The 14,020-nt window shown below is 54.7% G+C and carries 14 protein-coding genes; 6 read left to right on the top strand and 8 right to left on the bottom strand.

Annotated elements, in window-relative coordinates; genetic code table 11:
• Window positions 1–71: 71 nt before the first annotated feature.
• A complete protein-coding gene (locus ACQZQY_RS23210) occupies window positions 72–926 on the bottom strand; it encodes a LysR substrate-binding domain-containing protein (RefSeq protein WP_431297320.1) in 855 nt (284 codons plus the stop codon).
• Window positions 927–1,107: 181 nt separating this feature from the next.
• Between ACQZQY_RS23210 and ACQZQY_RS23205 the strand changes: the two genes are divergently transcribed.
• Entirely contained in the window at window positions 1,108–1,974 is an 867-nt protein-coding gene (locus ACQZQY_RS23205) for an SDR family NAD(P)-dependent oxidoreductase (RefSeq protein WP_431297319.1), read from the top strand.
• Entirely contained in the window at window positions 1,971–2,819 is an 849-nt protein-coding gene (locus tag ACQZQY_RS23200) for an SMP-30/gluconolactonase/LRE family protein (protein WP_431297318.1), read from the top strand. The genes ACQZQY_RS23205 and ACQZQY_RS23200 overlap by 4 nt, the downstream gene beginning before the upstream one ends.
• 350 nt (window positions 2,820–3,169) lie before the next feature.
• Here ACQZQY_RS23200 and ACQZQY_RS23195 read toward each other — a convergent pair whose 3' ends face one another.
• The 6 genes from ACQZQY_RS23195 to ACQZQY_RS23170 all read right to left on the bottom strand — a co-directional run bounded on the left by ACQZQY_RS23195 (window position 3,170) and on the right by ACQZQY_RS23170 (window position 9,297).
• Entirely contained in the window at window positions 3,170–4,297 is a 1,128-nt protein-coding gene (locus ACQZQY_RS23195; protein WP_390976382.1) for a M20 family metallopeptidase, read from the bottom strand.
• Window positions 4,297–5,052: a glutamine amidotransferase gene (locus ACQZQY_RS23190; RefSeq protein ID WP_183849122.1), complete on the bottom strand. Its 756-nt coding sequence runs from the start codon at window positions 5,050–5,052 to the stop codon at window positions 4,297–4,299. The genes ACQZQY_RS23195 and ACQZQY_RS23190 overlap by 1 nt, the downstream gene beginning before the upstream one ends.
• Window positions 5,053–5,062: 10 nt before the next feature.
• Window positions 5,063–6,145: a phosphotriesterase family protein gene (locus ACQZQY_RS23185; RefSeq protein ID WP_431297317.1), complete on the bottom strand. Its 1,083-nt coding sequence runs from the start codon at window positions 6,143–6,145 to the stop codon at window positions 5,063–5,065.
• Window positions 6,146–6,148: 3 nt separating this feature from the next.
• Window positions 6,149–7,150: an ABC transporter permease gene (locus tag ACQZQY_RS23180; RefSeq protein ID WP_162997907.1), complete on the bottom strand. Its 1,002-nt coding sequence runs from the start codon at window positions 7,148–7,150 to the stop codon at window positions 6,149–6,151.
• A gap of 19 nt (window positions 7,151–7,169) precedes the next feature.
• A complete protein-coding gene (locus ACQZQY_RS23175; protein WP_162237796.1) occupies window positions 7,170–7,916 on the bottom strand; it encodes an ATP-binding cassette domain-containing protein in 747 nt (248 codons plus the stop codon).
• A gap of 355 nt (window positions 7,917–8,271) precedes the next feature.
• Window positions 8,272–9,297, bottom strand: a complete 1,026-nt coding sequence (locus ACQZQY_RS23170; RefSeq protein WP_056772657.1) for a LacI family DNA-binding transcriptional regulator — start codon at window positions 9,295–9,297, stop codon at window positions 8,272–8,274.
• 360 nt (window positions 9,298–9,657) lie between these two features.
• Here ACQZQY_RS23170 and ACQZQY_RS23165 point away from each other — a divergent pair, with 360 nt between their 5' ends.
• Window positions 9,658–10,608, top strand: a complete 951-nt coding sequence (locus tag ACQZQY_RS23165) for an ABC transporter substrate-binding protein (RefSeq protein WP_431297316.1) — start codon at window positions 9,658–9,660, stop codon at window positions 10,606–10,608.
• A gap of 42 nt (window positions 10,609–10,650) precedes the next feature.
• On the opposite strand, the gene ACQZQY_RS23160 is transcribed toward ACQZQY_RS23165, so the two are convergent.
• On the bottom strand, window positions 10,651–11,517 hold the full coding sequence (locus ACQZQY_RS23160; RefSeq protein WP_431297315.1) for a ribokinase: 867 nt from the start codon (window positions 11,515–11,517) through the stop codon (window positions 10,651–10,653).
• A 27-nt stretch (window positions 11,518–11,544) separates the two neighbouring features.
• On the opposite strand from ACQZQY_RS23160, the gene ACQZQY_RS23155 reads away from it, so the two are divergent.
• The 3 genes from ACQZQY_RS23155 (at window position 11,545) to ACQZQY_RS23145 (ending at window position 13,932) form a co-directional block, all read left to right on the top strand.
• Window positions 11,545–12,390 (top strand): BtpA/SgcQ family protein, encoded by an 846-nt coding sequence (locus tag ACQZQY_RS23155; RefSeq protein WP_431297314.1) that lies wholly within the window; start codon window positions 11,545–11,547, stop codon window positions 12,388–12,390.
• Window positions 12,390–13,046 (top strand): TenA family protein, encoded by a 657-nt coding sequence (locus ACQZQY_RS23150; protein ID WP_431297313.1) that lies wholly within the window; start codon window positions 12,390–12,392, stop codon window positions 13,044–13,046. The genes ACQZQY_RS23155 and ACQZQY_RS23150 overlap by 1 nt, the downstream gene beginning before the upstream one ends.
• 367 nt (window positions 13,047–13,413) lie before the next feature.
• Window positions 13,414–13,932, top strand: coding sequence for a hypothetical protein (locus ACQZQY_RS23145; RefSeq protein ID WP_238485132.1), 519 nt, complete (start codon window positions 13,414–13,416; stop codon window positions 13,930–13,932).
• The last annotated feature ends 88 nt before the right edge of the window (window positions 13,933–14,020 follow it).

Below are 14,020 nucleotides of genomic sequence, written 5' to 3'. Positions count from 1 at the left end.
GAGATAATCCCCCTTTGTCTTCTTTCCCCATAGCGAAAAATGACTACTGTTGCCCAGAGATTTCCCCGCCGCTACTCAACGGTAGAAAGAACGAAGGCGCGTGCCGAGGGTGACAAATGGCGATAGCCGATGACGAGGTCGAATTCAATTCCAGGGCCTGATAAGGGGTGATAGCTAATCTGATCACCGCGAAAGCCGCTCATACTTTGAGGAACGACAGATACGCCTCCTCCAACAGACACCAGTGACAGCACGGCATGCATCCCGTGAGCTTCCTGAGTAATGAGCGGCACAAAGCCTGCTTCAGCACACAGGCGGATAACCTGCAAATGAAAGCTTCGCCCCTCAGGCATTAGCCACAAAATGAAGGGTTCGCCTGCAAGCGCGGCAAGCGTAAGGTCTGAGCGCTTACTCAAAGGATGATCTTTTGGGATAGCCATACACAGACGATCAGTGTCGAAATTTACCTGTTCGATGTCATCAGCTTTTTCAACAGGGGGGATCAGTACACCGATGTCTAACGTCCCGTCGCGCAGCGCAGCAATCTCTGCGGCGGTTGTGGCCTCTCGCAACTCAAGCCGTACCTTCGGATGGCTTGCCCTGAATTCACGAATAATATCGGGCAACCGGCCATAAAGTGCGCTTCCTACATAACCCACGCGTAAAAAACCCGTTCGACCTTCAGCCACATCCAGCGTAGAAACAATGGCTTTTTCAGCCTGTCGGAGGGTTTTGCGTGCCTCACTGACAAACTTTTCTCCCGCAGGCGTCAGGCCAAGTACGCGGTTACCACGCTCGATAAGAGTGACGCCGAGATCTTCCTCCAGCTTCTGTATGGCACTGGTCAGCGGAGGCTGCGACATGTTCAGACGTTCCGCGGCCCGATGAAAATGTAACTCCTCCGCGACAGCAATGAATTGCTCCATTCTGCGTAAAGTAATCCGTGCCCGACTCACTGCCGCCATCTCCGCCATCCTTCTTGTAATTGAGCCAATCTTCTCACGATACAATTAAAGTATTAAGAAGACACCTAAAGAGTATTTTATATATCAAAGGTATCACTCTATGTTGTTTTCACAATAACTGAATGGAAACGACGAGGGGTGCATGGTGGATTTTAAAGGTCGGGTAGTGCTTATCACCGGTGCGGGGCGCGGATTGGGGTTCGCGTATGCCCGCTGTATTGGTCAGTTTGGCGCAATGGTTTTGATTCAGGATATCGGTGCCAATTCTGACGGGGAGGGGGCCAATCCTGATATTTCAAAACGGGCGGCAGAGACACTTCGGCTGGAAGGGCTGAATGTACACGCGATCCCAGGGGATCTGGCCTCACGCGAGAGCTGCCATAAATTGTGCACAGACGCCCTTAACGTCGCAGGCCGGCTGGATGCTGTGATCCACAATGCGGGTTGGGTGGCGTACGAGAATATCGAGTCAATAGAGGAACGTTCTTTTGATCATATGATGGCCATTGCCGCTAAGGCACCTCTCTGGCTTGCACAGGCGGCATGGCCTGCGATGAAAGCTGCGGGCTATGGCCGTATCATCATGACGACATCTTGCCGGGCACTCTATCCGCAGTATGTTCAGCAGGGTCTTGCCTCCTATGCGGCAGCCAGGATGGCGGTAATAGGACTTACCCATGTCCTTGCCAGTGAAGGCAAAAACGATGGCATTATCGTCAATGCTATATCACCCGTCGCCAAGACACGGATGTGGGGAATTGAGGGAGAACCTGACGAACTCCGCCCTTCGGAAGTGGCACCGGGAGTGGCCTATCTTGCCTCAGCAGAATGCACAGAAGGGGGATGGATCCTGCGCGCCGCGAACGGGCAATTCCATGCAACCAAAATGATGGAGGCCGACGGTGTGGACTATCCGCGAAATCTTCGCGCTGTTAAAGCATCCACCGCTCAGGAGGTTGCGCAGAACTGGCAGTCGATCGCGATACCTCATGTGGAAACGCGACAGTGAATGGCGTAACGGTGGTATTTCCAGGCAAGGCCGTACTGGGCGAGTCACCCCTCTGGAGCCGCTCAAGAGCCAGGCTTTTATGGGTTGATACTCTTCGGGGCTCTCTCAATTTTTTTGATCCCGCAACGGGCAGCAATGTGGCACACGCCATGCCCCGGCCGCTGGGGTTTGTCGTGGAAAAAAATACCGGTGAGTTGATTATTGGCCTGGGTTGCCATGTTGAGCTAATAGACAGAGCAGGGAAGAGGCGATGGATCGCCACTGCGCCACACGCACAGGAGGGCTTTCGTCTCAACGATGCGAGCCTGGACTCCGCGGGCCGCCTGTGGGTTGGGCTGATAGATGAAGAACTGAAAGACGGTTCAGGCTATTTGTATCGTCTCGATCCAGACGGTAACTGGCACACCGTCGATTCTGGTTTCACGCTTATCAATGGAATTACCTGGAGCCCCGATGGCAAAACACTCTACGTGACGGATTCCCGGCGTGGCGTCATTTACGGATATGATAACGACCCCGGCTCAGGCGAGGTCAGTAACAGAAGGGAAGTTATCAGCATTCATCCAAAAAAGGGTAAGCCTGACGGACTTATCGTTGATCAGCATGGATTTCTCCTGAGTGTCCTCTTTGACGGGGCTGCCATCGCGCGGATATCTCCGCAAGGAGAAATCGAGCGATGGATTAATCTTCCCGTCCAGCGACCGACAAGTTGTACCTTTGCAGATGATGATCGTTATCTGTATGTCACCTCAGCACGACTTGGACTGTCGGAAACGCTTTTAGAAACGATGCCTTATTCAGGGGCTTTGCTGAGAATCGACTACAGGCGTGCACTGGAACGGTGAGTGTGTTTTGCAGACTGCTATCATCAAGCAGACAACGATCCCGACACCGTTCGGGCTTTTCACGCCTGTCCGTTCTCAACGCTTTGAGTAAATGACACGCCGCCAGACCGTCAGATTTCACGTAGCGACGCCAACGCCTAATCAAAAATGAATCGCCGTAGAAGGGAACGAAAGTGGGGGCAATGCGAAATTCCACACCTGAAATGATTAAACGCACCAGTTATTTAACATAATATACATTATACGTACTTATCTACGGCGAACTACAGCTTCTACTTTTTCGATAGTGTCTTTCATTTTAATACCGCTACTGCGACCGGCATGATGCATTGCCGGCCGCAGACTACCTTTCAGACTTCCTCCGAACTCTGCCAGTCCGTAATCAGCTCGCCATAGATAATTTCCGCTTCCTCCAGACGGCTCAGCAGACAATATTCATCCGTCTGATGCGCCATGCCCGGTTCGCCTGGCCCGAGAATAATGCACGGTGGATGCTCGAGCGCCGGTAACAGCAGCGACGCATCGGTGAAGTACGGCATGATTTTCGCCTCCAGCGTGGCGGAGTGCAGCTTCTGACAACGCCGGTAAACGCCGCTTATCCAGCCGTTTTCCTGCGGGCTGAGCACTGCGGGTAAATCCACCAGCGTTGAAATGGTGACGTTGTCACCGAGTGCTGTCGTGAGATTCTGCCGGATGGTCGCATGTTGCAGATTTGGCGCGGTACGGATATCCACATCAAATTCGGTGTGATCAGGCACCGAATTGATATTCAGCCCGCCACGAATGCGCCCGACGTTCAGCGTCGGCTTTTTCATCAGCGGGTGAGCCGCGCCCGGTTCGAAATGCTGGATTTTCCCCAGCGCTTCGGTGGCGAGATAAATAGCGTTGATTCCCAGCTCAGGCATCGCGCCGTGCGCCGTTTTTCCGCGCGTTTCACACCGCAACCACAGCGCACCTTTATGGCCGATGACCGGATAGTTGGCCGTCGGTTCCCCGACGATCAGCGCGCCCACCGGCGGCAGTTCGCCCGCGTCGATCAGCGCTTTTGCGCCGTCACAGCCGGTTTCTTCTCCGCCGGTAATGATCATCACCACGCCCTTTCCTGCCCGGATGGCGGCCTGATGTGTCACGCAGGCCACAGCAAACGCGGCTACGGCGGCCTTCATATCGCTCGAACCGCGACCGTACAACCGGTCTGACGTCAGGTCAGAACCGAACGGATCGTACTGCCAGGTCTGATTACCTAACGGCACGGTATCCAGATGCCCGGTAAAAGCCAGCGGTTTGCCCGGTTTGCTGCCGTGAAGACGGGCGATCAGATTGAAACGTTTTTCGCCAAAGCTGCTGAGCGTAACGTCAAAACCCTGCACCTGTAGCCAGTCGGCAAAAAACGCCATGCAGGCCGCCTCATCGCCGGGTGGATTGATGGTGTTGAAACCGAGAAGTTGTTGTGTGAGTGACAAGGTAGCGCCGGTCATCACACTTTCTCCGTCAGCCAGTCCAGACAATTCACCCACAACTGGCGGTAGCCCGGCCAGGCAGCAAATTCAGCCGGCAGCCAGTGCGCGGACATATCACTGGTCCACACCAGCGATCTTCCCTGCTGATACTCCCGTATCGCGACCAGCGGATGCGGCGTCCCGGCCACGGTCGCCAGCAGTTTGCCTTCCGGGTGCATTTCGACTTCGTTGTAGCCCAGCAACCACGGCCAGTCACCGGCGATATCACTGAATACCGCGTGTGGTTCTTTGATCTCAGGATAGATGCCTTCCGGCGTCTCGATTCGGTCATCCCAGGCCAGACAGCGCACCGGTAAAACCTTTTCCACCGCCGTATTGTGATAACGCGCCCCGCCGTTGATCCCCTGGAAACTGTAATAGCCGCCGATCATCATCAGGCTGCCACCTGCGGCCACGTAATCGTGGATCAGCGTCAGGCGGTTGGCGGTGCGCTGGCTTTTAAGCCAGGTGTCCGGGTGCAGCAGCAACGTATTGGCACCGATATCCGAAAGAATGATCGCATCCCACTGCTGTAATTCCGCCAGCGTGAGCGGAAAACTGACCGGCGCTTCGTGGGCTGTCATGTGCGTGATGTCGTAGTGGCTGTCTGCCAGCGCGGCGAGAAAATCGGTCGCGCCGTTGTGCCAGGTTGCTGTAGCAAACTGGTCGAAACCTTTGATATGCGTGGATGTGCTGGTCCAGGATTCACCGACCAGCAGGATTTTCTTGTTCATCACCTTCTCCTTATTCTCCGCCAAAGACACGCTGCGGGTTATTAATCATTATGTTTTCAAGCTGCTCGCCGCTGACGCCATGCCGGCGCAAACGGGGAACAAAATGCTTCAGGATGTAGCCGTAACCGTGGCCGCCGTAGCGAGTCAGCATGGTTTTTAAAAACACGTCCTGCGACAGCAGAATTTGTCCGATGAAACCATCATCAATCAGCTCGCGGATCGCCCGCGCGTTCTCTTCGTCCGACGGCGACTGCGCAGATTCATCGGCGTAGTAGTAGCTCATGCCGATCATGTCGTACTCGAGGAACGCGCCGCGCTGCGCCAGTTCGCGCTGATAGCGTTTGTCGGCAAAGCTCGGGTTCATATGGCACAGCACGGTGTGGCGCAGATCCGCCCCTTCTTGCTCGAGGATATCCAGCACCTTGTGGCCGAGACGTTCCCAGCCCGGCAGATGCACTTCGATCGGCACGCCGGTAGCCGCGCTCGCCCTGCCTGCGGCGCGCAGCGATTTCTCCTCATCCGGCGTAAAGCGGCTGGAAACCCCGATTTCGCCAATAAGCCCGGCAATGACTTCCGGCTTATTCTCTGCGCCGCCGACGTCATAAATCAGCTTTTCGGTTAGCTGTTCCAGCGAGATGCTTTTCACCCATTCCGGGTGTGACGGCTCAAGATACAGGCCGGTGCCCATCACAATATTGAGGCCGGTGAGGCGCGAAATCCGTTGCAACGCTTTGGGGTCACGCCCGATGCCGATATTGGTGGGATCGACCACCGTTTGCCCGCCCAGCGCGCGGTACTTCATCAACTCCTCAATCGCCACATCCACATCAAACAGCTGACAGTTATCGCGGCTCATCAGCGGATTGAGCGACAGTTCGCCCAGATTCTCGATAGACACCGGCATTTCGGCGACGTGGCGATCGCTGCAACAGCACGGCGCGACCCACTTGCCCGAGGCATCAAGCAGAATATGTTCGTGCATCAGCGTGACGCCCATTTCGGCTAACGGGAGCGGCCCGAGTACGGTCATCACATGACCGCTGCCAATGCCGACCGGCAAGGGATCCGCATGGCGAAAAATAGACCCTTTCATTGGCTATCCTTTCGACGGCGTTCGCGCCGGGTTGAGAATGCGGGTGTTCAGCCAGATGGCCAGCAGGATGATCGTCCCGGTGGCGATTTGGGTGTAGAACGGGGAAATGTGCGACAAAATCAGGCCGTTCTGGATAATCGCAATCGACATCGCGCCCAGCAGCGTGCCGATGATGGTGCCGAAACCACCGAACAGACTGGTGCTGCCGAGAACAACGGCGGCGATCACTTGCAATTCAAACCCTTCGCCCTGATTCGACGATCCGCTGCCAAGACGTGCAGTAATAATCATCCCGGCCAGTGCGGCCGCCATGCCGCTGATGATATACACGCGCATCGTGACCGCCTTAGTGTTGATTCCGCTGCGGCGTGCGCCTTCGGCGTTAGCACCAATCGCTGTGACGTAGCGGCCAAAGCGCATGTGATTCAGCACGATATGTCCGATACCCAGAGCAAAAATGGCAATCAGCGCGGGCATCGGAATGCCGACCACCCAGGCGCGTCCCATAAAGGCGAACAGGCTGTCTTGCGGGATCGGTATGGAATAACCCTGGGTAATCAGCAGCGCAACACCGCGCACCACCGCCAGCATGGCGAGGGTCACGATAAACGCCGGAATTCCCTCGTAGGCGATGAAAAACCCGTTTATCGCCCCCACCAGCCCGCCGAGCACCAGTCCGCCGATTAACACAACCGGCCACGGCAACCCCCAGTAGTTCAGCGCAATCGCGGAGAGCGCGCCGACCAGCGCCAGCGTCGAGCCGACCGACAGATCGATTCCGCCGGTCGTGATCACCAGCGTCATGGCCGTCGCGACGATCAGCAGCGGTGCGCTCTGACGAACGATATTCAGCCAGTTAGCGCTGCTGAGAAAGTTGTTGGTGATAAGCGAAAACACCACGCAGCAGAAGATAAAAAACAGCGCAATGCTCACCACGCCTGAGTGGTTGTGCAGTATGCGGCGCGGCAGCGAGTGCCGGATAACACGTGAACCGCTTAAATTGATCATACTCATCCTGTTTACCTCAATGCGCGGCGGCAGATTGCGCGGTGAATTTCTCACCGACAATAAGATTGACGATGTCTCCCAGACTGGTGTCGGCCACCCTGCGGTCCGCGACGTTGGTACCTTCGTACATCACCATGATGCGGTCGCAGACCAGGAACAGATCCTGCAACCGGTGAGTGATTAAAATTACGCTAACGCCTCTGGCACTGACGCGGCGGATCAACTCCAGCACCGCTTCCACTTCGGCTACCGCAAGCGCAGCGGTCGGTTCATCCATGATCAGCACTTTCGGGTCGAACGCGGCAGCGCGGGCAATCGCAATCGCCTGTCGCTGTCCGCCGGAGAGATTGCGCACCAGCAGATGCGTATCAGGGATTGAAATTCCCAGCCCTTTCAGCATCTCGCGTGCATCAGCGTGCATTTTTGTCTGGTCAAGAAAGGGAATGCCGAGCACGTGTTTCAGCGGCTCGCGCCCCATGAATAAATTGCCGGCCACATCCACGGTGTCGCACAGCGACAGATCCTGATACACCATCTCGATATGGCAGCGGCGGGCATCCGCCGGATTGGTAAAGTGCATCACTTCGCCATCGACGCGGATAGCGCCACTGGTCGGTACAACCGCACCGGACAACACTTTGGTCAGCGTCGATTTCCCCGCGCCGTTATCCCCCACCAGCCCCAGCACTTCGCCCGGTTCCAGCTTGAGATTCACGCCGCGCAGTGAACGAATTGACCCGTAAGTCTTGGTGATATTGACCATTTCTACCCGCGGTATGCCGGGTTTAGCCTGTTGCATCTGGAACTCCTGTCACCCGATATCGGTTATTAGGGGTTGGATGGCGCGGAGAAAAAGGTTCTGTTATTCACGGCTTACACCCTTGTAAACCGGTTTACCTGAATAACAGAACTGTCTCCAGTGCCCGTGGGACAAAACGCTTCACTACTTGTTAGCCACAGTGAACTAAGCAGCTTCCATGCCAGAGCGCAGGTAAAGGGGAATCGAAGATTTTTAACTGTCTGTAATTGCGATGAATAAATTTTAATCGCGAGGTAAACCGGTTTACCCGATCAGGCTATGCGAACACTTCATGCGCTAAAATCGTGCGCAATTTGCGCTATTTTGGATCGGGTGAGCGCCGCTGGATGGAATCACGCCCTACCCAGCTAACGGGCAGACGGGTTTCAGCGGGGACATTTTCTTCGCCGTTGAGCAGCCGCAACATCAGGCTGACCGCCGTCCGCCCCAGTTCCCGTGCGGGCTGGCGGATGGTGGAGATCCGTGGCTGGGTGAAGTCGGCATAGCTGGCATCATCGAAACCCACCAGCGACAGCGCCTCCGGCGCGCGCAGACCCAAATCGCGCAAACCATCGAGCAGGCCGAGTACCAGAAAATCGCTGGCGGCGAACGCGGCGGTCGGGCGTTTTGTGTGGCTGAACAGCTTGTGCAAGGCGCGCTGACCGAATTCTCGCCGGTAGTCGCCATACATCACCCACTCAGGCGGACAGCTCAGACCGGCCTGCGCCAGCGCGGTGCAGAAGCCCTGATAACGTTCGCGCACGCTCATCAGTGCGTCCGGCCCGCCGATAAAGGCGATGTCGCGGTGCCCGGCGGCAATCAGTTCCTGAGTAGCGAGCATGCCACCCTGCACGTTGTCGGCAAAAACCTTCGGCGCAAAACTGCCGGGAATATCTTCATCGAGCAGGACAATGCGCTGATGGCGCTGGATTTCTTTGCATAGCGATCCGTTATCCGGTCGGTTAGTGGCAAACAGCAAACCATCGACCTGGCAGGTATCCAGCCAGCGAATAAACTGACTTTCTTTCTCGGGATTGTTGCGGGTGATACATAAAACCAGGCTGTAGCCGTGTTCGAATGCCGCCTCTTCGGCCGCATCCGCCAGTTCTGCGAAGAAGGGGTTGGTGATGTCCGACAGCACCAGACCGAGGGTTTCGCTTCCGCCCTTACTCAGGCGACGGGCAAGGCTGTTCCCCCGGTAATCAAGCTGTGCGATTGCGGATTCAATCCGGCTGACCGTGTTCTGAGGCAATACGATGCTGTTGTTCATGTAGCGCGACACGGTGGCCTTGGAAAGACCGGCAAGGTTTGCCACATCGGATAACAGCACGCGTTTTTTCATCATCAGGCCACGTTGGATAAAAGGTATCAGTAACATAATTGAGCGTGATTGTTATAGCATTTTCCGCCCTTAACGCGACGCAAAAAAATAGCACTTGACAAAAAATCCGAGTCAGAGAATTGTAATAGCCAGTTTACCTGCACCACCCGGGAAGCAATTCCCAACCGGTAAAGCGCATTTTATCCACGCACCGAAACGGACCGGTTGCTTAAATGCTTTTTTACCGGCCTCAGCAATCAGCCTGTTTTTTTAACAGGTTTACGACGATCACTTTGCTATTTGTCCTGCCAACACATTCTGTGCTCAGCGATTATTCGCCCGGGCAATGCTGGTTATATCTCAATCCCAATGAGGACAAAAACAATGATATTCAACACCGGAAAATTTCGTGTTTTAGCGCTCGTCACAGCATTATTTGCTTCAGGTACTTACATGTCTGGTGCAATAGCCGCGGAACCCACTTATGCCCTGGTGAAAATTAACCAACAGGCGTTATTCTTTAATCTCATGAATAAAGGCGCGACGGACGCAGCCAAGGCCAGCGGCAAAAATCTGGTAATTTTTAATGCCACGGATAATCCGGTGGCACAGAATGACGCTATCGAAAACTATATTCAGCAAGGTGTGAAAGGCATTCTGGTCGATGCCATCGACGTCAACGGTATTATGCCAGCCATTAAGGAAGCGGCGGCCGCGCACATTCCGGTGATCGCCATTGATGCCGTGCTGCCGGACGGGCCGCAGGCGGCGCAGGTCGGCGTGGATAATATCGAAGGCGGTAAGATCCTCGGTAAATACTTCCTTGAATACGTGAAAAAAAATATGAATGACAAAGCGCACGTCGGCATTGTGGGTGCGCTGAACTCTGCCATTCAAAACGATCGCCAGAAAGGTTTCACAGACACCCTCAAAGCTAACAAGAAGATCACCGTAGCTGATGTGGTGGATGGCCGCAACGTGCAGGACAGTGCGATGACCGCCGCGGAAAACCTCATCACGGCCAACCCTGACCTCACCGCCATTTACGCCACGGGTGAACCGGCATTGCTGGGCGCGATTGCTGCGGTGGAAAACCAGGGACGTCAGAAAGATATCAAGGTATTTGGCTGGGATCTGACGGCGAAAGCCATCAGTGGCATTGATGGCGGTTACGTCGCGGCAGTGCTGCAACAGGATCCTGAGCAGATGGGCGCTCAGGCACTGAAGGCGCTAAACGACATCACCGCCGGGAAAACCGTACCGAAGAAAATTCTGGTACCGGCCACCGTGGTCACCAAAACCAACGTTGATACCTATCGCTCACTGTTTAAATAACACCGGATACCGGCCCGCATTATGCGGGTCGGTGCTGGCGTTTCAGGGGGCAGGGTTCAGTAAGGTGTGCAGTTCGGCACAGGTGGGGAACGCGCTGTAGGTACCCCAACGGCTGACGGTAATGGCGGCGGCCTGACTGGCGTGTGTCAGGGCCAGTTCATCAATGCCGCTGTTGCGCAGCAGCGATGAGGCCAGCATCACGGCCAGAAAGGTATCCCCCGCACCGGTGGTATCCACCGCCTGAGTCACCGCGGCCGGACAAAACGTTTGCTGAGTATCCGTGAGCAGTGTGGCACCCTGCGCGCCCTGGGTTATCACCAGATTTGCGACGCCGGTGGGGTGTAATTCCTCCGCCTCCAGCTGGTTGAGCACCGCGATATCTACCCACGGCCAGAGGTGGCAAAAGTCAGGTTTCACCGGCGATGGGTTGAACACAGTGGTCATGCCGCGTGCTCTCGCCAGCCGGAACAGATGGCGGGTTTTCTCAAACGAGAAGTTACCCTGCATCAGCATCATGTCGCCGGGCACGGCATCTGCCAGCGCCAGAGTGATCGTTTCAGCGGTGAGGGAATCCGCTGCAGTGGTGGTAGTAATAATGGCATTGTCGCCATCGGCACAATTAAATATCAGCGACATATCGCTGTTACAGGGAGAAAAAGAGACGGGTAAATGACGCAGGGTTTCGTGACGAATTTTTTCCGCCATCCAGCGGCCATTGACGTCATTTCCCATAGCGGCAATTAATGTGGTGTTTATTCCACAGCGGGAAAGCAGGATGGCCTGATTAGCCCCCTTTCCGCCAATGTCTTGCGAGACTTTATTTCCATGAATGGATGAACCTTTTGTGGGGATATCGGCAATCGCCCAGTTTTCATCGACAGTAATATTACCGATAACATAAACACGCATAGTGTTTCCTTGAACAGGATGAATAAGATGGTTTCTATATCAGCAGAAAAAGTTAACGCAATACAAGCTATTTTTTCACGTAAGAAAGCCGTGATTGGTGTTATTCATTGCGACCCTTTCCCTGGTACACCAAAATACAGCGGCAAATCAATCAGTGATATTATTGAGCGCGCACTGCGAGATGCTGATAATTATATTTCCGGCGGTGTGCATGGTCTGATTATTGAAAACCACGGCGACATTCCTTTTTCCAAACCCGAAGATATCGGCCCTGAAACTTCTGCGCTGATGGCGGTAATCACCGACCGCATCCGCACCCGCTTTGATGTGCCGCTGGGCATCAACGTGCTGGCGAATGCCGCGATCCCTGCGCTGGCAACCGCGCTCTCCGGTGGAGCCGATTTTGTGCGCGTCAACCAGTGGGCAAACGCGTATATCGCCAACGAAGGTTTCATCGAAGGCGCAGCGGCAAAAGCGTTACGCTATCGCAGCCTGCTGCGTGCCGAGCATATCCGCGTTTTTGCTGACAGCCACGTCAAACACGGCAGCCACGCGATCGTCGCAGACCGCTCCATCAAAGAGCTGACGCGGGACGTTGATTTCTTCGAGGCGGATGCAGTGATCGCCACCGGCCAGCGCACCGGAGATACCGCCAGCCTGAGCGAGATCGACGAAATCCGCAGCGCGACCGAGTTGCCTCTGCTGGTGGGGTCGGGCGTTACGCCGGACAACGTCGGGGAAATCCTCACCCGCACTCAGGGCGTGATCGTCGCCAGCGCATTAAAAGTAGACGGCGTGTGGTGGAATGACGTCGAACTGGCACGGGTGAAACATTTCATGGAAGCCGCACGCGCCGTGCTGGAGGATGAGTGATGGAAACCTTCACCGACCGGCTTTTGCGCGACCATCACAATATGTGGCAAAGGATGCAGCAACATCCGTTTGTCTGCGACATTGAACGCGATACGCTGCCCGCCGGTGTGTTTAACCGTTATCTGGTTTTCGAAGGTCAGTTTGTCGCCACGGCGATCGCTATCTTTGCGCTGGGCATCAGTAAAGCACCGGATATCCGCCCGCAACGCTGGCTGATTGGAGTACTGAACGCGCTGGTGGATACGCAGATCGCCTGGTTTGAAACCGTACTGGCAAAGCGACAGGTGAACCCGGCAGAGTATCCCGACGATCTTCCCGGCGTGAGAAACTTCAGCGACAACATGCTCAGTGTGGCGCAGCGTGGCAGCTATGAAGAAATCATCGCGCTGATGTTTGGCGCGGAATGGATGTACTACGCCTGGTGCAAACGCGTGAGTGAGAAAACGCAGATTGATGAGGATCTCCGCCGCTGGGTCGAACTGCATGCCGAAGAGTCGTTTTATCAGCAGGCATGCTGGCTGAAAACGGAGCTGGACCGCTGTGCCGAAACGCTGAGTACCGCACAGCAGCATGCGCTTTCCGCGTTATACGGCCAGGTGCTGACGTGGGAGATTGATTTTCACAGTGCGGCGTATTGGGATAAACCCGCTGGTTAAGCTGAAACGAAAGCTTCTGTCGCAAAAAAGCCGCATGGATGCGGCCACATCATCGCCTTTAAGACTGATACTTCTTTTCAAAGACATCCGCGAACTAGTCGATAAATACCCGGACTTTCGGTGAAAGGTAGCGCCGGTCAGGGAACAAAATGGACACGGGAGTGGTCTTTAAGGATTTTTGCGCTTTATTCTCCGTCTCCGGCACAGTGCTCCAGCCCCTTCGTGAAGTGACTCATCTCCTCGTCTTCTCGCCCATTTTGGACAAAATTCCATCCTGTCTTAAAATAATAAGTGTGCGATCTATTACACCCGTGGACGTTACCGCACGTAAAACATTACGCCTTAGTAATCAAAGAGATTATTCAACATGCTAAAAAACATTAGCCAGATTTTCTGTTTGTTCTTACTGGTCGTTACCGTCGGGATCCACGCGGGCGAAATCAATTTATACTCTTTCAATACCGGTTCGTTCGTCTACCATCTGACCGGCAACTACGGGCAATACAATGAGTTTTTCGATAATAAATTCATGTCTGTTGAAAGAAAATTCTCAGAAGACTCCAAATACAGCGCCCTGCTGGGCACGATGGATAACAGTTTTGGCGATCGCTGTATCGCGATGGGGCTGAGAAGGGACTGGGCATCCGGGGAGTCGGGGTGGGTGTTCAAAGGCGTTTATGGTTATACCGGCGAATTCTTTTTTAATGCCTTCAAGGATTGCGGTGACCATGGCTCTTACAACGATTTTAAGAAAGTCACCGGCATTGGCTTCTCCCCTTACATCTATCACGCCATTCAATACAACTTCACCGACTATTTCGGCGTGGAAAGCGGGATCATTATTCCGTCTGTTTTTGTCATCAGCGTGCAGTGGAGTTTCAGGTAGGGGCTGGCCGGAAATGACTGAGGCAAATCTTTCGATCTGCCTCAGTGAAGGATTACCTTATTGAGCGGCTATTTGCGCGCAACAGCGT

This window comes from Rahnella sp. PAMC25559, from assembly GCF_050632365.1.
Taxonomy (GTDB): domain Bacteria; phylum Pseudomonadota; class Gammaproteobacteria; order Enterobacterales; family Enterobacteriaceae; genus Rahnella; species Rahnella rivi.
This window is presented reverse-complemented; position numbering and strand designations above follow the sequence as displayed.